This is a genomic window from Micromonospora lupini (genome assembly GCF_026342015.1).
Classification (GTDB): Bacteria; Actinomycetota; Actinomycetes; order Mycobacteriales; family Micromonosporaceae; genus Micromonospora; species Micromonospora lupini_B.
Genome location: NZ_JAPENL010000003.1, coordinates 784,403 through 809,737 on the forward strand (window position 1 = coordinate 784,403; position 25,335 = coordinate 809,737).

The window sequence follows — 25,335 nt, forward strand, 5'->3', positions numbered from 1 at the left end:
CCCGGCGGCGCTCAGAGGGCCGTCATGTCCCCGGTGTCGAAGAGCTCGACGCGGTCGGCCTCGGGCTCCCACAGGTCGGGCTGCGCCGGCTCCTCCACACCTATGCGCAGCGCCTCCAACTGGGCGGCGAAGGCCAGCCCGCCGAAGAGCGCCATGCCTGTCAGGTTGGCCCAGAGCAGCAGCGCCATCATGCCGGTGAGCGCGCCATAGGTCTGGCCGAAGCCCTCGCTGAACCGCACGTACGCGGCGAGCAGCAGGCTGGCCAGCCACCACAGGGCGGTGGCGATGCCCGCGCCGAAGAACAGCCAGGACAGGCCGGGCTGGTTACGGCGTGGCGCGTGCCGGAACAGCACGGCCACGGCGAGCACGGTCAGTCCGAGGCTCAGCGGGAAGCGGACCACGTCCCAGATGCCGTTGGCGACCGCGCCCCACTCGTAGTGTCTGCGGACCGAGTCGCCCATCGCCCCGCCGCCGACGAGGATCAGGAAGCCGGCCAGGGCGGGCAGGCCGGCGGTGACGGCCAGGATGGCCGCCCGCAGGTACTTCCACAGGGCCGGGCGGTCCCGCTCGACCCCGTAGATGCGGTTGGCGCCCCGCTCGATCTGGGCCATCGTGGTGGTCAGCGCGACAAGCCCGGTGAGCAGACCGAGGGTGAGCGCCAGCTCGCCGGCGTCCTCGACGCGTTCGCCCTCGCCGAGCAGCTCGCCGACCATCTGCGCGCTCTGGCCCGGCGTGAGCGCCAGCACGGTGTCGGCGACCACCTGGCCGCCCTCCTCGACACCCAGCTCGCTGATCAGGCCGGTGAGGGCGATCAGGAACGGCACCACGGCGAGGCAGAGCTGCAGCGCGAAGGCGCGGGAGTGGCTGAACCCGTCGCCGTAGCGGAACCTGATGAACGCGTCGCGCAGCAGGTGCCAGCTGCCCTTGCGGCGCAGTGTGTGCCAGGCGTCGTCGGCGGACAGCTCGTCGTTGGCCATCAGCCGGGTCTCCGGCACGATCCGGGTGCTACTCACGGCGCGCTTCCTCGATCAGCTGCTCGCCCCGCTCCCCGGCGCCCTGGGCGTCAACGGACAGGTCGGGGGCGTCCTCGGGTTGCGGGACGCAGAGCCAGAGCGCCTTGGGCCGGATCTCGGCGCGCAGTCGTCGACCCGGTGCGATGAGGTCGCCGTCCAGTTCCCGGGGCTGGGCCCGGTTGCTGCTGACCACCACGCGGCGGGCGCGGAAGACCTCCATCTGCGGCACCTGGCCGCTGCGGCGAACCACCGCCCAGCCGAGCGCGAGCCAGTGCCGCAGGTTGCGGGGCGTGAGCACGGCGACGTCGAGCCAGCCGTCGTCCGGCTCGGCCTCGGTCAGCAGGGTCACACCGCCCTGGAGTCGGCCGACGTTGGCGATCATGACTGTGCGGGCCCGGCGGCGCAGCGGCGGGCGGTCGTCGATGCGGATCTGCACGCGCATCGGCCGGTCCCGCAGGTGCCGGGCAGCGCCCACGACGTACGCGGGCCAGCCGATACGGGCCTTGGTGGTCTCGTTTGTGGCTTCCAGCATCTGGGCGTCGAAGCCCATGCCGGCCATGACTGTGAAGTACTGGTTCTCGACCGCGCCGACGTCGAGCAGCCGCCGGCCGCGTTCGACGGCGACCTGGAGCCCCGCCGCGAGGTCGGTGGACAGCCCGAGGTTGGCGGCGAGCAGGTTGCCGGTGCCCTGCGGCAGCACGGCGAGGGCCACGTCGGTGCCGACGAGCCCGCTGACGCAGGACATCACGGTGCCGTCGCCGCCGCAGGCGAAGACCAGGTCGACGCCTGCCTTTACGGCCTGCTCGGTCTGGCCCCGGCCCGGGTCGTCGACCGTGGTCTCGAACCACTGCGGCTCGGGCCAGCCGGCGGCGGTCAGGGCGTCGTTCACGGTGCGGCGCAGCTCGTCGAGATCGTCGACCTTCGCCGGGTTGACCACCACGGCGGAGCGCAGCCCGCCGTCGCCACCTGAGGGGCGCCTGTCCTGTCCAGCATCCACGGCGCCAGTGTGCAGCACCGGGCCGCCTTCAGCGACCCGGCGGGCGGTAGGCGTCGGAAGTGCCACAGACAGGTTTCAACGCGTGGGTGCCCGTCACGCCGCCGTGCGCAGCGCGGTCTCCACCCGTCGGCGCAGATCGTCGAGGTCGACCCCCGATTCGGTGAGCACAAGCGCGCCCAGCCCGTGGCCCTCACGCAGCACCCCGAGCAGGATGTGCTCGGTGCCGATGTGCTTGTGGCGCAGCCGCAGCGCCTCCCGCAGCGACAGCTCCAGCGCCTTCTTCGACCGGGGCGAGAACGGCCCGCCGAGGTGGCGTCGACGCCTCCAGCGGCTGCGCGGCGCCGGCACGGCCTCGCGCAGCGCGTCGGGGCCGAAGGACTCTTCGACGCGGGCCACGATGGCGGCCAGGTCGATGCCGATCTCGCGCAGCGCCGCCGCGTCCGCGTCACCGAGGCCGGCGCCTCCGCTGCTGGTGTGCCGCCGGACCCGCTCGCGCAGGTCGTCGGCGCGTACCCCGGCGTCGGTCAGCACCCGGCTGGCGAGGCCGGCCTCGTCGGCCAGGAGGGCGAGCAGCAGGTGCTCGGTGCCGACCGGCCGCTGGCCCTCGGCCCGCGCCTCCTCCAGCGCCTGCCGCACCACGCCGCGCGCCCGGTCGGTGAACCGTTCGAACATCACGCCTCCCAGGATGAGTTGACCGCCGGTCGCCCAGCGTGTTTCTTGTGCACCGCCTGCCGGCTGACCTCGAGCGCGTCGGCGATCTCCTGCCAGGACCAGCCCTGCCGTCGGGCGTTGTCCACCTGGACCACCTCGAGTCGCTCGAGCAGCCGGCGCAGCGCGCGGACGGCGCGCAGCCCGACCCGGGGGTCGGTGCTGCCGGCTGCCGCCGCGAGTTCCGTCGCCTGACTCATGTCGTCAACATACGTTGACAGCACCACTCCTGTCAACCTTTGTTGACGGGCCGGCCGCCTCGCCGTCGATGTGCTGACCACCGGCCGGAACCGGCCCATCATCGTGGCCACCCGACTACCCTCGGTCAGGAGACAGCGCGGTCGTGCCGGGCGCGACGCCCGGGAGGTGATATCGGATGGCCGTATCCGCCGACGCGGAGGTGCTTGTCGGCCTCGGCTCGGACGGTGACCTTCCCGTCGTGGAGCAGGCCGCGCAGGAGGCCGCCGGGCACGGCCGCCCCCTGCACGTGGTGCACACCTTCGACTGGCACGCGGCCTTCGCGGCGGAGACCGTCGCGGCGCCCCGGGATCAGGCCGAGAGACTGATCACCCGGGCCGCCCAGCTCGCCCACCATGTCGAACCCGGTCTGACCGTGCGCGCGGAGATCGTCGAGAGCGGCCTGCTGCCCACCCTCATCCGCCGGTCCGAGACTGCCTTCCTGCTGGCTGTCGGCGACAGCGGAATGGCAGGCAGCGGCCAGTGCGTCCCGGCCGAGACGGCCGCCGTGCAGTTGGCCGCGCGGGCCGACTGCCCGCTGCTCGTGGTCCGCCGCGAACCACCGCCACCGGGCCCGATCCTGGTCGGGGTGGACGGCTCACCCAGCTCCCACCTCGCCCTGCGTTGGGCCGTGGAGTGCGCCTTCCGGCGCGACGCCCGCCTCGTGGCGCTACGGGTGGTGGAGAGCGACGAGGACACCGACGCGGTAGCCGAACAGCTCGGCGAGGCCCTGGCCCGCCACGCCGACCGGCACAGCGGAGTGCCCACCGAGTGCCGGGTCGTCCGTGGCGACCCCGGGCAGGTGCTCGTCGACACGTCCCGGTCGGCCCAACTGGCGGTGGTCGCCGCCCGGGGCGACGAACCCGGACGAGCCATGCTCGGCGCGGTCGCCCAGTCCCTGCTCTACCACTCCCCCGCCCCGGTGGTCGTCGTACGCGGCCTGGCCGAGATGCCGCTCACCGGGCCCGACGCCCGCCCGGCCCGGGACCAACGGCCCTGACCCGCCGCGCCGGCAGCGGCGAGGCTGGAAGCCGGACACCCACCCGCTACCCGCGAGAGGCAGCATCATGGACACCGCTCTCGACGTGCACCGCGCACTCACCGACGAGGAGCTGCGCCGGCTGGACGCCTACTGGCGTGCCGCGAACTACCTCACCGTCGGGCAGATCTACCTGCTGGGCAACCCCCTGCTGCGCGAGCCGCTGACCCCCGACGACATCAAGCCCCGGCTGCTCGGGCACTGGGGCACCAGCCCGGGGCTCAATCTGATCTACGCCCACCTCAACCGGGTGATCGTCGCTCGCGACGTGAACGCCATGCTGGTCACCGGGCCGGGGCACGGCGGCCCGGCCATCGTGGCCAACACGTGGCTGGAGGGCACCTGGTCGGAGCGCTACCACGACGTGGGCCGCGACGAGGCCGGGATGGCCCGGCTGTTCCGACAGTTCTCCTTCCCCGGCGGCATCCCCAGCCACGTCGCGGCGGACGTGCCGGGCTCGATCCACGAGGGCGGCGAGCTGGGGTACGCCCTGAGCCACGCCTACGGCGCCGCGTTCGACAATCCGGACCTCGTGGTGGCCTGCGTAATCGGCGACGGTGAGGCGGAGACCGGGCCGCTTGCCGGCAGTTGGCTCTCCACCGTCTTCCTCAATCCGGCCCGCGACGGCGCGGTGCTGCCCATCCTGCACCTCAACGGCTACAAGATCGCCAACCCGACCGTGCTGGCCCGGATCCCCGAGGAGGACCTGCTCGGCATCCTGCGGGGCTCCGGCTACCAGCCGTACGTGGTGTCCGGCGACGACCCGGCGGTGGTGCACCGCACGCTCGCGGCCACGATGGACCGGGCGCTGGACGAGATCGCCGCGATCCAGCGCCGGGCACGCTCCGGCGGCGTCGTCGAGCGTCCCCGCTGGCCGATGATCGTGCTGCGCACGCCGAAGGGCTGGACGGGCCCCCGCGAGGTCGACGGCACCCAGGTGGAGGGCACGTACCGCGCTCACCAGGTGCCACTGTCGGGCGTACGCGACAACCCGGCGCACCTGGCCGAGCTGGAGCACTGGCTGCGCAGCTACCGGCCGGAGGAGCTGTTCGACGCCACCGGCGCCCCGGTCGACGAGCTGCGGACACTGCCGCCACGCGGTGACCGACGGATGAGCGCCAACCCGGTCACCAACGGCGGAGTGGTCCTGCGCGACCTGACCCTGCCCGACTTCCGCGACTACGGCGTGGACGTCCGGGAGCCGGGTCAGCCGATGGCAGGCGCGACAGGGGTGCTCGGCCCGTGGATCCGCGACGTGATCAGCGCCAACCCGCAGTCGTTCCGGCTGTTCGGCCCGGACGAGGTCGCGTCCAACCGGTTGGGCGCCGCCTTCGAGGTGACCGACCGGGCCTGGATGGGCGCCACGGTCCCCGGCGACGACCACCTCTCCCCCGACGGCCGGGTCATGGAGGTGCTCTCCGAGCACCTGTGCCAGGGCTGGCTGGAGGGTTACCTGCTGACCGGCCGGCACGGCGTCTTCACCAGCTACGAGGCGTTCATCCACATCGTCGACTCGATGCTCAACCAGCACGCCAAGTGGCTGAAGGTGACCCGGGCGATCCCCTGGCGGCAGCCCCTCGCCTCGCTGAACTACCTGCTCTCCAGCCACGTGTGGCGGCAGGACCACAACGGCTTCTCGCACCAGGACCCGGGCTTCATCGACCACGTGGTCAACAAGAAGGCCGAGGTGGTGCGGGTCTACCTGCCGCCGGACGCCAACACCCTGCTCTCCACGATGGACCACTGCCTACGCAGCCGGCACTACATAAACGTGGTGGTGGCCGGTAAGCAGCCGGCGCCGAACTGGCTGACGATGACCGAGGCGATCCAGCACACCCGCCGCGGGCTGGGCATCTGGGAGTGGGCCAGCAGCGACGGCGGCAGCGAGCCGGACGTCGTCCTGGCCTGCTGCGGTGACGTGCCCACCCTGGAGACGCTCGCCGCCACCGAGCTGCTGCGCGAACACCTGCCGGAGCTGAAGGTGCGGCTGGTCAACGTGGTCGACCTGATGCGTCTGCAGCCGGACACCGAACACCCGCACGGGCTGCCGGACAAGGAGTTCGACACCATCTTCACCGCGGACCGGCCGGTCATCTTCGCCTACCACGGCTACCCGTGGCTGATCCACCGCCTGACCTACCGCCGCTCCAACCACGACAACCTGCACGTGCGCGGCTACAAGGAGGAGGGCACCACCACCACCCCGTTCGACATGGTGATGCTCAACGACCTGGACCGGTTCCACCTGGTCATCGACGTCATCGACCGGGTACCCGGCCTGGGCGCCCGCGCCGCGCACCTGCGTCAGCAGATGGTCGACGCCCGCCAGGCCGCCCGCGACTACACACGCGAGCACGGCGAGGACGACCCCCGGGTCGCCGAGTGGCGCTGGGTCCGCGAGACCGACCCGACAAACCCCTGAGGAGGACGACGTGCGGGACGCGGAGATCCTGGTCGGCTACGACGGCTCCACCGACGCGTCGGTGGCCCTGGACTGGGCGCTGACCGAGGCCGAGCGCAGCGGCCAGCCGGTGCGGCTGGCGTACGTCTTCGAATGGCTGACGGTGGCCAGTTGGGTCGGTCCGGGCGTGGCGCCCGGCGTGTGGCCGGACGACACCGCCCGGCGGCAGGCCGACGACCTGGTCCGCAAGGCCGCGGCGGACGCCGCCGCCGCGCATCCCGGCCTGACGATCACCAGCGAGGTGTACGACGGGCCGCCCGCCCTGGTGTTGCAGGAACGCTCCGCCGACGCGGGGTTGCTGGTGCTCGGCAGCCGAGGTCACGGCGGGTTCGGCGGGCTGCTGGCCGGGTCGACGGCGGTGGCGGTCGCCGCCCACGCGCACTGCCCGGTCGTGGTGGTCCGCGACGGAACGGCAGGCGGACCGGACGCCCCGGTGGCGGTCGGCGTGGACGGTTCGGCGCCATCGCTCGTGGCGCTCGGCTTCGCGGCGGAACGGGCGGCCCAGCGACGGGTTCCGCTACGCGTGCTGCACGCGTGGACGCCCGGCCCCGGCGGGGCGGCCGGAGCGCCTGACGAGCGGGCCGCCGTGCAGGAGACGCTGGAGCCGTGGCGGCGGACGTATCCCGAGCTGAGCATGACCGTCGACGTGGTCGGGGGCAGCCCGGCGGCGATGCTCATCGAGGCGAGCCGGTCGGCGCAGCTGGTGGTGGTCGGCAGCCGTGGCCGGGGCGGCCTGGCGGGAATGCTGCTCGGCTCGGTGAGCCAGCAGCTGATCCAGCACGCCGGCTGCCCGGTCGCGGTGGTCCGGGAACGCTGACGTCTCCCGGGGCGCACGGCACGCCCGGCGGATGTGCTGTCGGCTCGGATCAGCGGTGCGCAGGCGCCGGGTCGGACGGGTCGGACGAGTCGAGGGAGAAGAACTCCTCCTCTTCCTGAGCCAGGTGCAGGCGCAGCACCGCGTCCAGCCCGTAGAGGGTGGCCAGCAGGTCGGGCACCTGATCCGGACGCAGCCGGCCGTCGGCGGTCTGGGCGAGCTGCGCGCCGAGCAGGTCGACCTGGCGGCGGATCTCCACGTGCGCCCGGCTCATCGTCGAGGTCGCCTCCCCGCTGCCCAGCGGGTCGGCCAGCGCGGGATAGAGCTGCCGTTCCTCGGCTGCCTCGTGCGGCAACACCTTGTCGCTCAGCCGGCGGTGCGTCTCGCGTACCGCCGGCAGGCACCTCGGCGAGGCCGGGTCGGCGGCGACCAGGTCGGCGGTGTCGCGCAGCCCGGCCAGCACGTCCCGGACCGCCTGGTGCTCCCCGGCGTAGCGGGCGAGCAGCTCCCGGGTACGCGGCGGGACGTCGCGGCGGCGCAGCCCACCGCGGAGGGCCCGCAACGCGTTGAGGATGACCAGCACGTCGATGCCCTCCTGCAGGAACGCGCCGGCGACCGGCGGCAGCCGGCCGGACGCTGCCACGACCATCGCGAGCACCGCGAGCCCCATCCCGACGGTGGCGCTCTGCACCGCGATGCGGCGGGCGTACCGGGCGATCTCCACCGCGTCGGCGAGCCGGTCCAGCCGGTCCACGCTGAGTACGGCGTCGGCGACGTCCGCGGATGCGCTCGCGCCGGTCGCGCCCATCGCCACACCCACGTGCGCCTGGGCCAGCGCCGGAGCGTCGTTCACCCCGTCGCCGACCATCACCGTGACCGCCCGCTCGGCCTCCGCCCGGACCCGGTCCACCTTCTCCTGCGGCGTACACCGGGCGAGCACGTCGTCGACGCCGACCGCCTCGGCGACCTGGGCGGCGGTGGCCGGCCGGTCACCGGTGACCATCACGATCCGCCGCAGGCCCGCCGCGCGCAGCCGGCGCACGGTCCGGCGGGCATCGGGGCGTACCGGATCCTCCAGCAGGATCACGCCCAGCGGGCTTTCCTCGTCGCTCACCCACACCGCGGACCAGCCGGCCAGTTCGGTGCGGGCCCGCACGGGGTCCGCCCACTCGGGCAGCTCGCCGGTGAACTGGCCGACCCGGATCAACCGCCCGTCGACCCGGCCGCTCACCCCCCGGCCCGCCTCCTCGGTCACCCCGGTCGGCTCGGTCAGCGCCAGACCCCGCTCGCGGGCCTGCCGAACCAGCGCGGTGGCCAGCACGTGCGGGGAGAGCTGCTCCACCGACGCCGCCAGCCGCAGCACCTCGTCCCGGTCGCCGCCCGGCGCGACGACCGTCTCGGCGGCGCGCGGACGCCCGGCCGTCAGCGTGCCGGTCTTGTCGACCAGCAGGGTACGAGCCCGTCCGAGCAGCTCCAGCGCGCCGCCGTCGCGGACCAGCACCCCGCGCCGGGCCACCCGGGACAGCCCGGACACGATCGCGATCGGCGTGGCCAGCAGCAGCGGACAGGGGGTGGCCACCACCAGCACCGCCACCGCCCGGACCAGGTCGCCGGAGAGCAGCCACGCCAACCCGGCCAGGACCAGCGTGAACGGCACGAACGCGGCGACGTACCGGTCCGCCAGCCGCACCATGGGCGCCTTGTGCGCGGTCGCCTCCTCGGCCAGCCGGACGATCCCGGCATAGGTGCTCTGCGCCGCGCTCTTCGTCGCCCGCATGCCGAACCCGGCGCCGGCGTTGATCACACCACTGGCCACCGCCTCGCCGGCCGCCCTCTGCGCCAGCCGGGACTCCCCGGTGACCACCGACTCGTCCAGGGTGGCCGCCTCGTCGATGGTCCCGTCGACCGGCACCACGTCCCCCGGGCCGACAAGCAACCGGTCCGCCACGGCCACCCGGTCCAGGGGCACCACCTCGATCGCGCCGCCGGGACCGCGCCGACGCGCGGTACGCGGAGCGTGCTCCAGCAGGGCCCGCAGGTCGCGGGTCGCCCGGCGCTGCGCGTACGCCTCCAGCGACCGTCCGGTCGCCACCATCACCGCGATCACCGCACCGGCCAGGTACTCGCCGACCCCGAGCGCACCGGCCAGAGCCAGCACGGCGATCACGTCCACGCCGAAGTGCCGGCGCCACAGCGCCCGCAGCATCGACCAGACGGCGGGCAGCAGCGCCGCCACCGTGACGGCCGCCCAGATCAGGTCCGCCGCGCCGGCCCGACCGGCGATCCGCAGCGCCGCACCCGCCAGTACGGCGACACCCAGCCCGACCAGCGGCGCCCACGCCCACAAGCGCCGGAGGCGGCTTCGAGCCGGCCGCTCCGGTACGCACTCGGCCGGCTCCGCCTTCACCTGCGCATCGTCGCAGCTCGCGGCCTGCCCCGGTGCGCGTTTTCGGCGGCCGATCGGCCCGGCGCAGGCGGGCGCAACGTCCCGGGCCGACCGGGACCTCCGACCCGTGTGGGTTCGCCCTCCGATGCCCGAGGATGGACCGGCATCCCCCCGCACCACGCCGCCGGGTGAGGCACGATGGGCAGAGGCGGAAAGGTCGTGATCATGAGTCAGGACAGCCAGCTGACCACCGCGTTGGCGGAGGCCGCCGCGACCGCCGGCCACGCCCCCTCGGTGCACAACACCCAGCCGTGGCGCTGGCGGGTGCTGCCCGACGCGTTGGAGCTGCGTACCGTCGCGGACCGGCAACTGGCGGCCGGCGACCCGGAGGGCCGGCTGCTGGCGATCAGCTGCGGGGCCGCCCTGCACCACGCCCGGCTGGCGCTCGCCGCCGAGGGCTGGCGCGCGGTGGTGCGGCGCCTGCCCGACCCGGGCGACACCGACCTGTTGGCCCGGCTGACGGACCTGAGCCGGACCGGGGCGGACCCGGACGCCATGCGGATGGTGCAGTGCATGTCGGTCCGGCACACCGACCGGCGGCCGGTCAGCGACGAGGAAGTCCCCACCACTGCTATCGAGGCGATCACCCGGGCGGTCACGACCGAGGGCGGGCGGTTGCAGGTCCTCGACCGCGACCAGGTGCTGGAGCTGGCCGCCACGGCAGGGCACGCCGACACGGTCGAGGCCGAGGATCCGGAGCTGCGCGCCGAGCTGGCGTACTGGACCGGTCGCGCCGGCGCCGGCACCGGGCTGCCGGCCGAGGTGCTGCCCGAGCAGCCGCCGCAGACCACAGTGCCGGCCCGCGACTTCGGCCGTCCCGGCAGCCTGCCGGTCGGCCCCGGTCACGACCGCGCGGCGGTGTACGCGCTGCTGCACGGCGACGAGGACGAGCGGGACAGTTGGCTGCGCGCCGGAGCTGCGCTCTCCGCCGCCTGGCTGACCGCCACCCGACTCGGCGTGTCGGTGGTGCCGCTCAGCGCGGTGGTGGAGGTCCCGGGCACCCGGCAGACCCTGCGTCAGATGCTCTCCGGCATCGGCTTCCCGTACCTCGTGCTGCGGTTGGGGATCGCGGACCCGGCGCACGCGGGCCCGCCGCACACCCCGCGGCTCGACGTGGAACAGGTGGTCGACACCTCCGCGGTGCGGTGACGGGTCTGGTGAACGACGGCGCCGGCGCTACGATCGCGCGGTGACCAGCAGCGTCCCGCAGCCCCGCCCGGAATCGCCGGCGACGCCGTCGCTCGGGCTGAGCCCGCTGTCCCGGGTCCGCCTCGACGAGTTGCTCCAGGAGATGCTGGACCGGGTCGGTGAGGTGATGACCAGCCGGGAGCGGCTGCGGGCGCTACTCGACGCCGTCGTCGGCATCGGCACCAACCTGGATCTGCGCACCACCCTGCGACGCATCGTGCAGGCGGCCTGCGAGCTGGTCGGCGCCCGCTACGGCGCGCTGGGCGTCGTCGGTCCGGACCGGCTGCTGCACGACTTCATCGTGCACGGCATCACGCCCGAGCAGCACGCGCAGATCGGCGACCTGCCGCACGGACGGGGTGTGCTCGGCCTGCTCATCGACGAGCCACGCCCGCTGCGCATGCCGGACATCACCCAGCACCCGCGCTCGTACGGCTTCCCCGCCAACCACCCGCCGATGCACAGCTTCCTGGGCGTGCCGGTGCGCATCCGTGACCAGGTGTTCGGCAACCTCTACCTGGCCGACAAGCAGGGCGGCGCGCAGTTCACCGAGGACGACGAGGAGATCGTCGTCGCGCTCGCGGCCGCCGCCGGCGTGGCCATCGAGAACGCCCGCCTGTACGCGCTGGCCCACAGGCGGGAACGCTGGCTCGCCGCGACCGCCGAGATCACCACGGTGCTGCTCGGTGAGGTGCGCCGCACCGACGCGCTGGCGCTTGTCGCCCGCCGCGCCCGGGAGGTCGCCGAGGCGGAGTTGGCGCTGGTGCTGCTGCACGACGCCGACACGGCGCAGTTCACGGTCGAGGTCGTCGACGGCGCCGACGAGCGGGCCCGGGCGCTTGTCGGCGCGGTCCTGCCGGCCGCCGACACCAGCTTCGGGGTAGCCGTGGCCGAGGGCCGGCACGACCAGGTGGACGACCTGGCGCACGCCGCGCCGTGGCCGGCGCTGCTCCACACCGGGGCGGCGATCATCTCGCCGCTCGCCACCGCCGAGACGCTGCACGGCGTGCTGATCGTGGCGCACCGGCCGGAGCGTGGCGGCAGCGCCAGCGAGGAGGACATGGCGCTGCTGGGCAGCTTCGCCGGGCAGGCGGCGCTGGCCATGGAGCGGGCCCGCGGTCAGGAGGAGCGGGAGTTGCTCGTGGTCCTGGAGGACCGCGAACGGATCGCCCGTGACCTGCACGACGTGGTGATCCAGCGGCTCTTCGCCACCGGCCTGCAGTTGCAGAGCGCCGCGCCGATGATGGCCCGCCCCGAGGTGGCGAGGCGGATAAACGCGGCCGTCGACGACCTCGACGCCACCATCCGCGACATCCGGCGGACCATCTTCGAGCTGCGGACGCCGATGACTGCCACGTTGCGCACGGAGATCCGCGAGGCCATCGAGGTGGCTGCCGAGTCGCTGGGCTTCACGCCGCACCTGGAGGTGACCGGCCCGGTGGACAGCGCCGTGCCGGACGGTGTCCGCCCGGATCTCACAGCCGTGCTGCGCGAGGCGCTGTCCAACACGGTCCGCCACGCGCAGGCCACAAGCGTCGACGTGGCCGTACGCGTCGACGGCGGGCAGGTGAGCGTGACGGTCACCGACGACGGGGTGGGCTGCGCCCCGGCAGCCGCCCGGGGTGGCCTGATCAACCTGCGGGAACGGGCCGACCGCCTGGGCGGCGCGTTCACGATCCGCCCGGCACAGCCACGCGGCACCGAGCTGTGCTGGGCAGTGCCGCTGCGCGACTGACCGGCGCGGCTCAGGTGGTCTTGCCGAGCAGGCGGGTGGCCAGGACGGCGGCCTGGGTGCGACGCTCCAGGCCGAGCTTCGCCAGCACGCTTGAGACGTAGTTCTTCACGGTCTTCTCCGCCAGGAACATCTTCCCGGCGATCTCCCTGTTGGTCAGCCCCTCGGCCACGTACTCAAGGATCCGGCGCTCCTGCTCGGTGAGCGACTTCAGCTCGCGGGGCTGCTCGACGCCGTTGCGGATGCGCTCCAACACCCGGGCGGTGATCGCCGGATCGAGCAGGGACTGCCCGGCCGCCACCCGCCGCACCGCGTCGACCAGGTCGGTGCCACGGATCTGCTTGAGCACGTACCCGGCGGCCCCCGCCATGATCGCGGCGAACAGCGCCTCGTCGTCCTCGTACGAGGTGAGGATCAGGCCCTTGATGGACGAGTCGACGGCCCGGACGTCGCGGCACACGTCGATGCCGTTGCCGTCGGGCAGCCGGGCGTCGAGGATCGCGACGTCGGGCCGCAGAGCCGGAATGCGCCGGCTGGCCTCCTGCGCGGAGCCGGACTCGCCGACCACCTCGATGTCACCGCTGCTCTGCAGCAGGTCGGCCAGGCCACGGCGGACGACCTCGTGGTCGTCGAGCAGGAAGACGCGGATCATCTCTCGTTTCTACCCGCGCCGCCGGCGCGGGCGCACGGGCCGAAGGTCCCGACTCGAACCCGGACTGGGTGGGATTCGCCGGCAGGGGCGGTCGGGCCCGCTGAGTCGGGACGTCCGGCCCTGCTCGCGATTCCCCTGCCGGCGGACGGTAGGGATGGGCGGCAGCACCGCGCCAGCACACCGGGAAGGAGCCTCGCCATGGACATCGTCTACACCGCGGACCACCTGCGGGCCGCCGCCGAAGACGCAGTCCGGGCACCGTCGCTGCACAACACCCAGCCCTGGCGGTTGCGGCTGCGCGACGGCGGGATCGAGGTGCTCGCCGACCCCACCCGGCGGCTGCCGGCGACCGACCCGAGCGGCTGGGGCGTCCGGATCGCCTGCGGCGCCGCCCTGTTCAACCTGCGGCTCGCGCTGGCCGTGGCCGGCATCCCCGCCCGGGTACGACTGCGACCCGACCCGGCCGAGCCGGACCTGCTGGCCCGGCTGACGCCGGACATCCCGCGCCGGCCCACCCCCGCCGAGCAGAGCCTGTACGCGGCAATCCACCGCCGGTTCAGCAACCGGCTTCCGTTCTGGCCGGACCCCGTGCCGGCCGACGCGCGGTGGCAACTCGCCGAGGCGGCCCGCGCCGAGCAGTGCTGGCTGGAGCTGCTGATCGGGGTGAGCGCGGTGACGGCGTTCGGCGAGATCGCCCGCAGCGCGCACCGGGTGCTGGAGCGCGACCCCGCCTACCGGGCGGAACGCCAGCGGTGGCTGCGTCAGGAGCCCGCACCGGACGGCGTGCCCACCTCGGCCGGCGGTCCCCCGCACGAGCCACAGGACGTGCTGCCGACGCGCGGCTTCGGTGGACGGGACCGGGCGCCGGGGCGGGACTTCGAACCCGAGCCGCTGGTGGGGGTGCTCGGCTCGGTCGGCAACACCGCAGTGGACCAGGTGGTCGCCGGCCAGGCCCTGCAACGGGTACTGCTCACCGCCACCGAATCCGGGTTGGGCGTGTCGATGCTGTCCCAGCCGATCGAGGTGCCCACCGCGCGGGAGCAGTTACGGTTGTCGCTGGGGCGGTTCGGCACGCCGCAGATGGTGCTGCGGATCGGGTACGGCCAGCCGGGCCGACCGACCCCACGTCGGGTGGTCGACGAGGTGCTGGACCACCCGGTACACCGCGGCTGATCGCCCGTGGATCCTCGATGAGCTCAGCCCGCCGGCTCGGCGGCGAGCAGCGCCGCCTCCCGTGCCGGGTCCAGGCCGACCGAACCGCGGCCGGGCCTGCCGGCGCGCGGCGGGACGGTGCCGACCTCCCGCAGCCACCGCCACGTGTCCGCCACCGTCTCGGCCACCGGCCGGCAGGTCAACCCCGCCGCGTGGGCCCGGCTGGTGTCCCGCTCCAACAGCCAGCGGTACGGATGCCCGAGCGGCAACCAGATCGGCAGGTCGTTCCACGGCTCCACGCCGGCGGCGAGGATGGACTCGGGGTCGGTCCAGCGCAGCCGGGCGTCGGAGCCGGTGACCGCGACGCACTCGCCCAGCAGCTCACCCATTGTGGAGTGCCCGGGGCGGCTGATCGCGTTGAACGTGCCGCCCTGCCCCCGCTCGCCCTGGTCCAGCATCCAGCCGGCCAGGTCGCGCACGTCGATCCACTGGATCGGCAGCTCGGCCGGGCCGGGGGCGAGCACGTCGCCGCCCCGCGCCATCCGGTTCAGCCACCAGGGCAGCCTGCCGATGTCCTCCCCCGGACCGAGGATCAGCCCGGCCCGGGCCACAAGCGCGCGGTTCCCGAACACCTCCCGCACCGCCCGCTCCGCCCCCGCCTTGAGCTGTTGGTAGTCGCCGTCGACAGCGGCCGGGTCGGCGTCGGCCACCGGCGCGGTCTCGTCCGAGCCGGGCACCACGGGGTCGGCGTAGACCGAGCCGCTCGACACGTACACGTAGTGCCCGACGGCGTCGACCAGGGCGCGGGCCGCGTCGCGCGCGGCGCGCGGCGCGCCGTCCCAGGTGTCCACCACCACGTCCCACTCGCCGCCGGCCAGCGCGGCCAGACCGTCGGGCGCGCTCCGATCACCCCGCAACAGGTGTACGCCCGGAGGGACCGACCCGTGCAGCCCCCGGTTGAACACCGTCACCGACCAGCCCCGGCGTACCGCCTCGGCGACCGTCGCACCGCCCACGAAACCCGTACCGCCCAACACCAGCAATCTCATGGGCTCCACCCTGCCGGCCCGGGGCGGCGGGCGGCACTCCTGTTCACCGGGAGCGGATCTGCCCTCGGCAGAACCCCGCGCCGACGCCCGCGCGCGGCCGGATCCGGGCGGGTCGGCCGGGATCGGCTCGGTCAGCCCCGGTCGGGTCGACCAACCGGAGTCGGGCCGGTCAGCCGGCGAGCAGCCGGTCCAGCGGGCGGGGGACGGCACCGGGCTCGAGAGCGCGTACGAGGGCCCCCGCGTAGCGGGCCTTGCGGCCACTCATCGTGCCCAGGAAACGACGCAGTTGCCGCTCGACCGACCGTCCACGTTGGGCGGGCTGGTTCTGGAAGACCCGCAACCGGGCCAGGTCCCCCTGCTCCGCGACGACCCGCTCGACGCCGTCGCTGCCGAGCGCGCGGATCAGCTCGTCCTCCAGGTCGGTCACGCACACGTGGAAGCCGAGCACCTCCATCGCCGACCGGGTCAGGCCGGCGCCGCGACCCGCCTGCTCCAGGCCACGACTGAAGAAGCCCTCCTCGGCCTCGTCACACAGCCCCCGTACGGTCACGGCAAGGCCGTGCGCCCCGAACAGCCGCAGGTACCGACCAACGCTCATCGCGCCTCCGAGCGGCACCACGCACACACCCTCGGCGGCCAGGTCGCGACCCCGTCGCTCCGCCAGCGCCTCCACCGCACGCTGGTCGCTGACCCCCTCGACGAGCACGACGGCGCGCAGGCCGGCGGCCAGTTCCCGGGCCACGCCTGCGGCCGTCGCCGCGTCGGGACCGCCGGCCGCCCAGAGGCGTACGGCGGCTCGGAAGCGGTCCGGCTCTCGCACGGGGCCGAGTCTGGCAAGGAACGGCCCCGCCCCGCCACCGGATTCACGACTGTCGGCCGGCGTCGGATGACCCGGGCACGAGGATGTCGAACGTCCTCGTGGTCGACCTGCGGTAGCGGGACCAGTTCGCACCAGAGTCACCGCACCACATCCGCGCCGGTGAGCAGGCCGAGCTCCGCGCGTGTCGGCAGACCCTCCCAGTCCCCCGTGGTGGACACCGCGAACGCCCCGCAGATGGCGCCGCGGGCCAACCGGCCCGCCGGAGGCAGCTCGTCCAGCAGACCCGACAGGTAGCCCGCGACGAATCCGTCGCCCGCCCCGACGACGTCCACGGCCGTCACCGCAACGGCCGGCACCCGTGCGACGTCATCGCCGGCCAGCACGAGGGCACCCGCCGCCCCGAGCTTCAGCACGACCTCCTCAGGGCCGAGCTCGGCCAGACCGCGGGCCAGCTGGACCGCGTCCACCGGCCCCGGCCGATCGAGCACGAGAGCGGCCTCCTCGGCCCCGGCGAACACGGTCGCGGATCCCGCAACCAGTCGACGCAGCACCGGCCGGGCCTCGGACGCGGACCACAGGCGACGCCTGTAGTTGACGTCGAAGGTGATCCGGGCGCGCACCTGGCGGGCCGCCGCCACCATGGCCTCGACCGCGGCGCGTGGTTGTTCCCCGAGCGCCGGGGTAATTCCGGTCACGTGCAGCACGCGTGCCGCCGGCAGCGCGTCGGCGGGAACGTCGCGCGGCCCCACAGCCGCCCCGGCACCGCCCGTGCGGTAGTAGGCCACAGCCGCCCGGTCCGCGGTACGCCGATGACGGACCAGCAGACCGGTGGGCCGGTCCGCGTCGCGAGCGACCGCGTCGACGCCAACGCCTTCGGCGCGCAGCGCGGCCAGGATCATGTCACCGAAGGCGTCCGTACCCAGACGCCCGATCCACCGCGCCGAGTGGCCGAGCCGCCGGACCCCGATCGCGACCGTCGACTCCGCTCCGGCGAACGACAGCTGCGCCGCAGTGCCGGGCCGCGGCGGGCCGACGGCCGTGGTGCGCACGACCATCATGGCCTCGCCAAGCGTGACCAGATCAGGCATCGGCCGGCTCCGGGCGCAGCGTCCGGACCAGGGGCCGCGATATCCGGAGCCTCGGGTCGTCGCTGCGAAATGGGGCGGCACGGTTCAGTCCAGGCAGCGCCGTAGCGGGCGCCGAGGGCCAAGTGATCATCACTTACCGGCCGAGTCCGGGACCGCGGCGCGACGCAGGACCGCCACGGCGCGCGGTTCCAGGACGCCGGCCCCAGCGCCGATCCGTTCGCCGCTGACTGCGGAGATGTCCAGGGGCTGCCCGGTACGGTTGATCAGGAACCAGTACGGTCCGCGTACGACCAGTTCGACCCGACCGCGCAGGCTCGGCGGGAGTTCGCTGTGGATGCCGGCTCGTTTCGCCAGGTCGGCCAGGACGACGGTGAGCCCGGCGGGCCGTAGGCGGGTGGAGACGTAGGCGGCGGATCCGGACCCGACGGCCCGACGGGTGATGGCCGGGCGGCCAGTCTGGCCGCCCTGGCCGTACCGGGCCAGGACCTCGGTCGCGGGGTCCGTGAGGTCGATGCGGTCGGTCCACAGGGTGCCCACCGTGCCGTTGTCGAGCTCGACGCTCTGCTCGTCGGGCAGGGGACCGAACTCGTCGATCCTGATGCCGAGCAGATCGCGCAGGGCTCCCGGGTAGCCGTCCAGCCAGACGTGGTCGTGCTCGTCGACGATGCCGGAGAAGTAGGTGGTGACGAGGTGGCCGCCACCGGCGACGTAGCTGCCCAGCCGTTCGGCGAGCGCGCCGGGCACGACATGCAGGATCGGGGCGACGAGCAGACCGTAGCGATGCAGCGGCGCGTCGACGGGAACCACGTCCGCGCGGATACCGAGTTCGAGAAAGGCGGTGTACCAGTCGAGGGCCTCCTGCCGGTAGCGGAGCCGGTCGCTGGGGTGTGCGTCGTGTTCGGCCGTCCACCAGGACTCCCAGTTGAAGACGATGGCCGCGCCGGCCGGCCGGCGCGTCGTGCCGGCCACCTCGGCGAGATCGCGCAACGTGGCGCCGAGATCGGTGACGGCGCGGAAGATGGTGCTGTCGACGCCGGCGTGGGGCAGCATCGCCGAGTGGTACTTCTCGGCGCCCGCCGCGGACTGGCGCCATTGGAAGAAGCAGACCGCGTCAGCGCCGTGGGCGACGTGCGTGAGCGAGTCACGGGCCATCTCGCCAGGCGCTTTGGCGACGTTGATCGGCTGCCAGTTGAGCGCGCTGGTGGAGTGCTCCATGAGGTACCACGGCCGCCCGCCGGCCAGGTTCGCGGTGAGGTTTGCGGAGAACGACAGTTCGTCGTGCGCCTGCGGGCCCGGCGTCGTGTAGTGGTCGTTGGCGATGAAGTCGACCTCGGCGGCCCAGTCGGCGTAGTTGATGGCCTTGGACCAGCCCATGACCATGAAGTTGGTGGTGACGGGAATGTTCGGGGTCACTTCGTACAGCACGGATCGTTCGGCGCGCAGGTGGTCCTTGAGCGCATCGGAGGAGAACCGCTTGAAGTCCAGTTGCTGCGTCGGGTTGGGGTGCGTGGTCGCCAGCCGTGGTGGCAGGATCTGCGCCCAGTCGCTGTACTGCTGTGACCAGAACGTGGTCGCCCAGGCCCGGTTGAGGGCCTCCAGGGTGCCGTATCGGCGGCGCAGCCAGTGCCGGAACGCGGTCGCGGCGTCGTCGGAGTAGTCGTAGGCGTTGTCGCCGCCCAGTTCGTTGTTCACATGCCAGGCGGTCAGCGCCGGGTGGTCGCGGTACCGCTCGGCGAGTGCGCGGGTCAGGCGGAGCGCGTGCAATCGGAAGATCGGCGAAGTCGGCCGCCAGTGCTGCCGGGCGCCGGGCCAGATGGTGCGGCCGTCTCGGTCGATCGGCAGGATCTCCGGGTGCATCGTGGTCAGCCAGGGCGGCGGGGATGCGGTCGCTGTGGCCAGGTCGACGGCGATGCCGTGGGCGTGCAGCAGGTCCATGGCGTCGTCGAGCCACGCGAAGTCCCACACGTCCGCCTGCGGCTGGATCCGCGCCCAGGAGAAGATCGCCAAGGAGACGATATTGACGCCGGCCACCTGCATGGCCCGAACGTCCGCGTCCCAGATGTGGCGTGGCCACTGCTCGGGGTTGTAGTCGGCGCCGAACGCGAGGCGGCTCCGGGACGGATCCGATGGCCAGCGCAGCCATCGGTGACTGTGGTGCGGCTGCATGCCGGCTGCTCCTTCGCGGTGCTGCTGATGGTGACGTGAGCCCGGCCGCAAGCGGGTCGGGTGTGCCCGCTCACCCGCTGAGCGGCTTGGCGGCGAACCTCAGCTTTTCGGCCTCGTGGAAAGCCCCACCCCCTTCGTGGCCGTTGAACGGGTAGACGCGGATCTGCTTCGGTCCGGCGTAGTGGTTGTACGAGGCGTACACGGTTGAGGGCGGGCAGGCCTGGTCCATCAGCCCGACGGAGTAGAGCGCTGAGGCGCTGGCCCGCTTGGCGTGGTTGACCGTGTCGAAGTACGACAGCGTTCGCATCACCTGCTCCCGTTTGTCTCGGTGGACCTTGAGATAGCCGGTGATTTCGGCGTACGGCGAGGCGTCGGTGATGGTCAGCGCACGGGGAAAGTTGGCCAGGAAGGGCACGTCGGGCATGACGGCCACCAGATCTGAGGCGAGGCCGGCCGCGGCGGTGGCGATTCCGCCGCCCTGGCTGGTTCCGGCGACGGCCACTCTGCTCGGGTCCACGGTGGACAGCCGTCGTACGGCATCGATGGCACGGACCGCGTCGGTGAAGACCCGGCGATAGTAGTAGGTCTCCGGACTGGCGATACCTCGGGTGGTGAAGCCCGCGGACGCGGGGTCACCAGCGAGGTCAGGATCGGGTGTGTCCCCCTTGGGGCCCTTGGAGCCCTGGCCTCGGGTGTCCATGATGAAGTGGGCATATCCGGCCATTGCCCACAGAGGTCTCTCATGCGGCAGGCCGCGACCGCCGCCGTATCCGACGTACTCCACCACTGCGGGCAGTGGACCGGTGCGGGTAACGGGCAGGTGCAGCCATGCCTTGACCGGGTTGCCGTCGTAGCCGGCGAAGGTGACGTCGAAGGTGTCGATCACTGCTAGCCCGTTGTCGACAGGTGTGACGGTGAGATTGAGCTGATGGGCGCGCGCGTCCTGGAGCGTCGCGGTCCAGAAGCTGTCGAAGTCTTCCGGCTCCGCAACCGCGGGACGGTAGCTGAGCAGAAGGTCTTCGGGCATGTCGAACAGTGCCATGGCATCTCCACGGTGGCTGGTTGGTCGGGAGTCGGGTGGGTCGTCACCACTCGGTGAAGGCGCCGTCCGGACCGCGCCAGACGGGGGATCGGAACCGGTGGCCTCGTGCCGCCGCTTCGCGCACCGCGTTCTCGTCGACGTCGATGCCGAGGCCGGGTGCGCCGAGTCGCTCCACGTGCCCGTCGCGCAACCGCAGGACGTCGGCGTCGACGAGATAGTTCAGGCCGTCCTGGCCGTTGTTGTAGTGGATGCCGAGGGCCTGTTCCTGGATGAGGAAGTTGGGTATGGCCAGGTCGATCTGCAGGCATGCGGCCAGGGCGATGGGGCCGAGCGGGCAGTGCGGGGCCAGGACGGCGTCGTACATCTCGGCGACCGCGGCGATGCGCCGGACCTCGGAGATGCCTCCGGCATGCGAGAGGTCGGGTTGGACGACTGCCACGCCGGCGTCCAGGACGTCCTTGAACTCGCGCCGGGTGTAGAGCCGCTCGCCGGTGGCTATCGGCAGTGCGGTCGCCGTGACGATCCGGGCGATGTCGCTTGAGTACTCCGGCCGCAGCGGCTCCTCGACGAACAGCGGCACGTACGGCTCCAGCAGTGGCAGGAGGCGACGGCTGGCGGCGATCGAGGCCCGGCCGTGCAGGTCGATCGCCACGTCGTTGTCGGGGCCGATCGCATCGCGGACCTTGGCCAGGAGATCGACGACGGATCTCAGGCCGGCGGGGGTGTCCAGGAACGCCATCGCGCCCGGAGGTGCGATCTTGACGGCTGTGTATCCGGCTGCGATCGCCGTCGCGGCGGCTTCGGCGACGTGTTCGGCGGTCTCGCCGTACGCCCAGCCGTACATCCGGACGCGGTCGCGTACCGGCCCGCCGAGCAGTTCGTGGACCGGCGCCCCGCGGACCTTTCCGGCGATGTCCCACAGCGCCTGGTCGATGCCGGCGACGGCGCTGGACAGCACCGGGCCGCCGCGGTAGAAGCCACCGCGGGTGAGGACCTGCCAGTGGTCTTCGATGCGCATCGGATCACCGCCGATGAGCAGGTCGGACAGCTCACCGATAGCGGCCCGGACGGTCTCGGCGCGGCCTTCCACGACCGGTTCGCCCCAGCCGACGACACCGTCATCGGTGGTGATCTTCAAGAAGAGCCAGCGGGGCGCTACGAGGAAGGTCTCGACACGGTCGATCTTCATGGGGCCACGATCCCGCCGTCGAGGTGCCGTACCTGGGCCGACCACCGTTCGTGGAGGTGCTCCACGGGCGGGTACTTGGCCGCCTCCGCCTCGTCGAGGTCGATGCCCCACCCTGGCGCGTCCGACGGGAAGAGGAAGCCGTTGCGGGGTGCGAGCGTGCCCGGAAAGACCTCGTGGACGGCCGGTGAGTACTCGTGGCCCTCCTGGACGACGAACGCCGCGCTTGTCACGTCGAGCGCGACGTTCGCCGCCGCGCCGACCGGGGACACGTCGGCCGGCGCGTGCCAGGCGGTGCCGACACCGTGGAGTTCGCACAGGGCGACGAGCTTGCGCGCCGGGCTCAGGCCGCCGATCGACGAGATGTGCAGACGCAGCAGATCGACGCCGCCACCCGTCACGAGCCGGGCCGCGTCGGCCACGGACGCCACCTGCTCGCCGACGGCGATGGGCATGGGCGCGGCCGCGCGGACCTCACCAAGCCGGTCGTAGAACTCCGGGGCGATCGGATCCTCCAGGAAGAACAACCGGTACTCCTCGAGCCGGCGGACCAGTCCGACAGCCTGCTTGACGGTCAGCCGGGAATGGACGTCGTGCATCAGGTGCGGCTCGGGCCCGAGGGCCGCGCGGGCCTGCGCGAACAGGTCCGGAGTGTCGCGCAGGTAGCGGTGCACGTCCCACCCGCCGGGATGCGGTGTTCCGGGGTACTCGCCGGGCGTGGGCGGAGCGCCGTAGGTGCCGACGCCGGGGCTGCCGACCTGCAGCCGGACGTGCCGGTAGCCCCGGGCGAGCAGGGCGCGGGCCTGCTCCAGGGTGGCCTCGACGGTGGTCCCGCCGGCGTGCAGGTACGTGTCGGCCGCCGCTCGGACCCGCCCGCCGAGCATCTCGTACACGGGCATGCCGGCCCGTTTGCCGGCGATGTCCCACAGCGCCTGGTCGACGCCGGACAGGGCGTTGTTGGTGACCGGCCCGCCGCGCCAGTACGACGAGAAGTGGACCATTCGGAAGATGTCCTCGATGTCGGCCGGATGGCGGCCGACGAGCAACGGCGCGACATGACGATCGACGGTGGCGGCGACCGCGTGGAACCGCTGGGTGAACGTCGCGCAGCCGAGCCCGTACAGGCCGGGGTCGTTGGTGTCGACCCGGACGACGACGAGCGGCACGCCCTCCGGGGCGGTGACGATCGACCGGACGCCGGTGATGCGCAGCCGGTCACGACCGGGCCAGGGCGCCTGCGTCTCCGGCATGGGATTGAGGGGCACGAACGTGGTCTCCTGTTCGAGGATCGTTGCGTGGATGGACGGCGACGGCAGACCGTCAGGCGTAGACCCGCACGGCGATCAGCTGGGCCGAACCGGTGCCGTTGGTGGCGGTGACGACAACCCTGATCCGGTCGGTCACGATCGGGGCCGCGAGACTGTGCGTGCGGCGACGCTTCCGGTTGTCGGCCACCGACACGAGCGGTTGCCAACCGGCCCCGGCGGCGCGGGCCTCGATCCGGTAGTCGCGCACGAGCGTCGGCATGAGCGTGAACGGCATCCGGTGATGGGGCAGATTGATCAGGTCCTCGTTGACGTCGTCGTTGGCGATGATCTCGACCCGGCTCACCGTCACCGGCTCCGCCCAGGCCAGTTGCAACCACGGCTCGCCGTCCGTGGCGAGGGGCCGCGACATCCACAGGTGCGGTCCGGCGTAGGGGCGCAGGTACCCGTCGACCACCTTGTCGGCGGAGTAGGCAGCCGTCGGACCGGTGCGCAGGCAGAAGGTCCGGCGGCGCAGGGCCGTGCTCTTCCAGTCGAGCACCGGTTGCCGCTCCTTGCGGCCCGCCGCCGGCGGCACGTGCGACAGGGACAGGACGCCGGGGACTGTCGTGTCCGCGACGTGCAGGGTCACGGCGGGGTTGGCCCGTACCCGCAGGAAGGCGTTGCGCGCGGTGGGCGGCGTCCACTCCAGCGGAAGGCGGACCCATTGCCGCACGCCCGCTCCGACCGGGACCTCCACGGTGTCGATCAGCGTTCCCGGTACGTAGTTCTGTCCGAGGCCGGTGTCGTGGAGGTCCACCACGAGCGTCGTGGCCTCGGCCGCGTCGACGAGGAGTTCCGGCCCCGCCAGGGCGGGATCGACCGGCAGCACGATCCCGGCGTCGGCGGTCAGCGGCCACTGGGCACCCGGTCCGGTCACCTCGATCCCGTCAAGCGTCGAGGACGCCGTCACCAGCGCCGTGCGGGCCTGATCGGTGGGGTCGGCCGCGGCCACGCCCATGAGCGACGCGTCGGAGCGCAACAGGGTCTGCTGGAGGTGACCCGTGTCGAGTTCGCGTGGGGCCACCTTTGCGTCGAGACACAGGGCGGCGGCGGTTCCCGCCGCCTGGCCCAGCGTCGCGCAGGTGGCCATCACCCGGGTCGACCCGAACGCGATGTGGCTGGCCGATACGTTGCGCCCGGCGAACAGCAGGTTCGTGGTGTTCACCGAGTACAGGCACCGGTAGGGGATGGGGTAGACGCCGTCCGGGTGCAGGTGTTTGGAGGCGACCTCGGTCGCATACATGCCCTGCGGGGGATGCATGTCGATGGACCAACCGCCGAAGGCGATCTGGTCGGGGAACTCCTTCTGGCCCATGATGTCGTTCTGGGTCAGCACGTGGTCGCCGATGAACCTCCGGTACTCCCGCTTGCCGGGGACGGCCCCGACCCATTCCAGGGTCATCGTGTCCGCGTCGAACCGGCCCGAGTTCTTGATGTGGTCCCAGATGCCGTAGATGACCGACCACAGTTCGTCCCGGATGACGTCGTTGTCGTGGACGGTGTCCAGCTCCCCGCCGTACTCGATCCACCAGTACGCGGTCCCGTTGTCACCGGCCCGGATGATGCGCTGCTGCGGGATGCTGGTCCGCGTGATGTCCTTGGCGAACGACGGCGCCACGTAGGTGACCGGCTCACCGGCGTCCTTGGTGTAGAAGAGCAGGGTGCTGCCGAGGGTGATGTCGTCGGCCTCGGCGGGCGCCCAGGGTTCGCCGTACTGGCCGCTGGCCTCCCGGCCGATGCGGTACTCGGCGCCGGCCAGGTGGCCGACCAGTCCGTCGCCTGTGCAGTCGAGGAAGATCGGCGACGAGAAGTGGATGAGCCGTTCCGAGCCCATCATCCATCCGGTGACGGAGTGGATCTGCCGCGCCTCGGGCGGCCCGTCCGCGTCGACGTCGCGGACGTCGGTGTTGAGGTACAGGGAGATGTTCGGTTCCGCCCGCACGGCGTCGAGCACGACCGTGTCCCACACGTACGGGTTGCCCTGCGGGTTGCGGTACTGGTTCTCCACGAACAGCTCACCCATGATCCCGCCTTCGCGGGCGTAGTGGTTGTCGCCGTGGCTCGTAGCACCCACCACCCAGACCCGCACCTCGCTGCTGGAGTTGCCGCCCAGCACCGGCCGGTTGTTGATCAGCGCGACCGTCCGGCCGAGGCGGGCGGCGGCGATGGCTGCGCACACACCCGCCAGACCACCGCCCACCACTGTGATGTCGTGTCCGGCGTGTTCAACACGCATGG

Annotated in this window: 20 protein-coding genes; 6 read left to right on the plus strand and 14 right to left on the minus strand. The window is 72.9% G+C overall.

Annotated elements, in window-relative coordinates:
• Positions 1-11: 11 nt before the first annotated feature.
• From OOJ91_RS31630 to OOJ91_RS31650, 4 genes are all read right to left on the minus strand, one after another.
• Positions 12-1,013: a YihY/virulence factor BrkB family protein gene (locus OOJ91_RS31630; RefSeq protein ID WP_266250842.1), complete on the minus strand. Its 1,002-nt coding sequence runs from the start codon at positions 1,011-1,013 to the stop codon at positions 12-14.
• Positions 1,006-2,010 (minus strand): diacylglycerol/lipid kinase family protein, encoded by a 1,005-nt coding sequence (locus OOJ91_RS31635; RefSeq protein ID WP_266250844.1) that lies wholly within the window; start codon positions 2,008-2,010, stop codon positions 1,006-1,008. Before OOJ91_RS31635 ends, OOJ91_RS31630 begins: the two co-directional genes overlap by 8 nt.
• 93 nt (positions 2,011-2,103) lie before the next feature.
• Positions 2,104-2,682, minus strand: a complete 579-nt coding sequence (locus OOJ91_RS34450; RefSeq protein WP_323178598.1) for a Clp protease N-terminal domain-containing protein — start codon at positions 2,680-2,682, stop codon at positions 2,104-2,106.
• Positions 2,682-2,918 (minus strand): HTH domain-containing protein, encoded by a 237-nt coding sequence (locus tag OOJ91_RS31650; protein ID WP_007457155.1) that lies wholly within the window; start codon positions 2,916-2,918, stop codon positions 2,682-2,684. Before OOJ91_RS31650 ends, OOJ91_RS34450 begins: the two co-directional genes overlap by 1 nt.
• A 176-nt stretch (positions 2,919-3,094) precedes the next feature.
• Here OOJ91_RS31650 and OOJ91_RS31655 point away from each other — a divergent pair, with 176 nt between their 5' ends.
• The 3 genes from OOJ91_RS31655 to OOJ91_RS31665 all read left to right on the plus strand — a co-directional run bounded on the left by OOJ91_RS31655 (position 3,095) and on the right by OOJ91_RS31665 (position 7,272).
• A complete protein-coding gene (locus OOJ91_RS31655; RefSeq protein ID WP_266250850.1) occupies positions 3,095-3,955 on the plus strand; it encodes a universal stress protein in 861 nt (286 codons plus the stop codon).
• A 67-nt stretch (positions 3,956-4,022) separates the two neighbouring features.
• On the plus strand, positions 4,023-6,416 hold the full coding sequence (locus OOJ91_RS31660) for a phosphoketolase family protein (RefSeq protein ID WP_266250852.1): 2,394 nt from the start codon (positions 4,023-4,025) through the stop codon (positions 6,414-6,416).
• A 10-nt stretch (positions 6,417-6,426) separates the two neighbouring features.
• A complete protein-coding gene (locus tag OOJ91_RS31665) occupies positions 6,427-7,272 on the plus strand; it encodes a universal stress protein (RefSeq protein WP_266250854.1) in 846 nt (281 codons plus the stop codon).
• Between the two features lie 49 nt (positions 7,273-7,321).
• On the opposite strand, the gene OOJ91_RS31675 is transcribed toward OOJ91_RS31665, so the two are convergent.
• Positions 7,322-9,676 carry a heavy metal translocating P-type ATPase gene (locus tag OOJ91_RS31675; RefSeq protein ID WP_323178589.1) on the minus strand — a complete coding sequence of 785 codons (2,355 nt, stop codon included), beginning with the start codon at positions 9,674-9,676 and terminating at the stop codon, positions 7,322-7,324.
• Between the two features lie 204 nt (positions 9,677-9,880).
• Here OOJ91_RS31675 and OOJ91_RS31680 point away from each other — a divergent pair, with 204 nt between their 5' ends.
• A complete protein-coding gene (locus OOJ91_RS31680) occupies positions 9,881-10,864 on the plus strand; it encodes an Acg family FMN-binding oxidoreductase (RefSeq protein ID WP_266250856.1) in 984 nt (327 codons plus the stop codon).
• A 97-nt stretch (positions 10,865-10,961) separates the two neighbouring features.
• On the plus strand, positions 10,962-12,638 hold the full coding sequence (locus tag OOJ91_RS31685; RefSeq protein WP_266251521.1) for a sensor histidine kinase: 1,677 nt from the start codon (positions 10,962-10,964) through the stop codon (positions 12,636-12,638).
• 10 nt (positions 12,639-12,648) lie between these two features.
• Here the strand turns inward: OOJ91_RS31685 and OOJ91_RS31690 are convergent, their stop codons facing one another.
• Positions 12,649-13,287 (minus strand): response regulator, encoded by a 639-nt coding sequence (locus OOJ91_RS31690; protein ID WP_266250858.1) that lies wholly within the window; start codon positions 13,285-13,287, stop codon positions 12,649-12,651.
• Between the two features lie 198 nt (positions 13,288-13,485).
• Here OOJ91_RS31690 and OOJ91_RS31695 point away from each other — a divergent pair, with 198 nt between their 5' ends.
• On the plus strand, positions 13,486-14,460 hold the full coding sequence (locus OOJ91_RS31695; RefSeq protein ID WP_266250860.1) for an Acg family FMN-binding oxidoreductase: 975 nt from the start codon (positions 13,486-13,488) through the stop codon (positions 14,458-14,460).
• 23 nt (positions 14,461-14,483) lie between these two features.
• Here OOJ91_RS31695 and OOJ91_RS31700 read toward each other — a convergent pair whose 3' ends face one another.
• The 8 genes from OOJ91_RS31700 to OOJ91_RS31735 all read right to left on the minus strand — a co-directional run bounded on the left by OOJ91_RS31700 (position 14,484) and on the right by OOJ91_RS31735 (position 25,333).
• Positions 14,484-15,488: an NAD-dependent epimerase/dehydratase family protein gene (locus OOJ91_RS31700; protein WP_266250862.1), complete on the minus strand. Its 1,005-nt coding sequence runs from the start codon at positions 15,486-15,488 to the stop codon at positions 14,484-14,486.
• A 169-nt stretch (positions 15,489-15,657) separates the two neighbouring features.
• Positions 15,658-16,308 carry a TOPRIM nucleotidyl transferase/hydrolase domain-containing protein gene (locus OOJ91_RS31705; protein ID WP_266250864.1) on the minus strand — a complete coding sequence of 217 codons (651 nt, stop codon included), beginning with the start codon at positions 16,306-16,308 and terminating at the stop codon, positions 15,658-15,660.
• Positions 16,309-16,445: 137 nt separating this feature from the next.
• Positions 16,446-17,396, minus strand: coding sequence for a sugar kinase (locus tag OOJ91_RS31710; RefSeq protein WP_266250866.1), 951 nt, complete (start codon positions 17,394-17,396; stop codon positions 16,446-16,448).
• Positions 17,397-17,525: 129 nt separating this feature from the next.
• The gene (locus OOJ91_RS31715; RefSeq protein ID WP_266250867.1) at positions 17,526-19,562 is read right to left on the minus strand and encodes a beta-galactosidase; all 2,037 of its coding nucleotides are present in this window, start codon (positions 19,560-19,562) and stop codon (positions 17,526-17,528) included.
• A 70-nt stretch (positions 19,563-19,632) separates the two neighbouring features.
• Positions 19,633-20,604: an acetylxylan esterase gene (locus tag OOJ91_RS31720; protein ID WP_266250869.1), complete on the minus strand. Its 972-nt coding sequence runs from the start codon at positions 20,602-20,604 to the stop codon at positions 19,633-19,635.
• A 43-nt stretch (positions 20,605-20,647) separates the two neighbouring features.
• A complete protein-coding gene (gene dgoD / locus OOJ91_RS31725) occupies positions 20,648-21,793 on the minus strand; it encodes a galactonate dehydratase (RefSeq protein WP_266250871.1) in 1,146 nt (381 codons plus the stop codon).
• Positions 21,790-23,055: an enolase C-terminal domain-like protein gene (locus OOJ91_RS31730; protein ID WP_266250874.1), complete on the minus strand. Its 1,266-nt coding sequence runs from the start codon at positions 23,053-23,055 to the stop codon at positions 21,790-21,792. The genes dgoD and OOJ91_RS31730 overlap by 4 nt, the downstream gene beginning before the upstream one ends.
• Positions 23,056-23,110: 55 nt before the next feature.
• Positions 23,111-25,333: an FAD-dependent oxidoreductase gene (locus tag OOJ91_RS31735; protein WP_266250876.1), complete on the minus strand. Its 2,223-nt coding sequence runs from the start codon at positions 25,331-25,333 to the stop codon at positions 23,111-23,113.
• Positions 25,334-25,335 lie beyond the last annotated feature (2 nt).

Coding starts and splice junctions, on each gene's coding strand:
- OOJ91_RS31660 (WP_266250852.1), top strand. CDS start 4,023: ATGGACACCGCTCTCGACGTGCACCGCGCACTCACCGACGAGGAGCTG.
- OOJ91_RS31700 (WP_266250862.1), bottom strand. CDS start 15,488: ATGAGATTGCTGGTGTTGGGCGGTACGGGTTTCGTGGGCGGTGCGACG.
- OOJ91_RS31720 (WP_266250869.1), bottom strand. CDS start 20,604: ATGGCACTGTTCGACATGCCCGAAGACCTTCTGCTCAGCTACCGTCCC.
- dgoD (WP_266250871.1), bottom strand. CDS start 21,793: ATGAAGATCGACCGTGTCGAGACCTTCCTCGTAGCGCCCCGCTGGCTC.
- OOJ91_RS31695 (WP_266250860.1), top strand. CDS start 13,486: ATGGACATCGTCTACACCGCGGACCACCTGCGGGCCGCCGCCGAAGAC.
- OOJ91_RS31655 (WP_266250850.1), top strand. CDS start 3,095: ATGGCCGTATCCGCCGACGCGGAGGTGCTTGTCGGCCTCGGCTCGGAC.
- OOJ91_RS31715 (WP_266250867.1), bottom strand. CDS start 19,562: ATGCAGCCGCACCACAGTCACCGATGGCTGCGCTGGCCATCGGATCCG.
- OOJ91_RS34450 (WP_323178598.1), bottom strand. CDS start 2,682: ATGTTCGAACGGTTCACCGACCGGGCGCGCGGCGTGGTGCGGCAGGCG.
- OOJ91_RS31735 (WP_266250876.1), bottom strand. CDS start 25,333: ATGCGTGTTGAACACGCCGGACACGACATCACAGTGGTGGGCGGTGGT.
- OOJ91_RS31710 (WP_266250866.1), bottom strand. CDS start 17,396: ATGCCTGATCTGGTCACGCTTGGCGAGGCCATGATGGTCGTGCGCACC.
- OOJ91_RS31650 (WP_007457155.1), bottom strand. CDS start 2,918: ATGAGTCAGGCGACGGAACTCGCGGCGGCAGCCGGCAGCACCGACCCC.
- OOJ91_RS31680 (WP_266250856.1), top strand. CDS start 9,881: ATGAGTCAGGACAGCCAGCTGACCACCGCGTTGGCGGAGGCCGCCGCG.
- OOJ91_RS31690 (WP_266250858.1), bottom strand. CDS start 13,287: ATGATCCGCGTCTTCCTGCTCGACGACCACGAGGTCGTCCGCCGTGGC.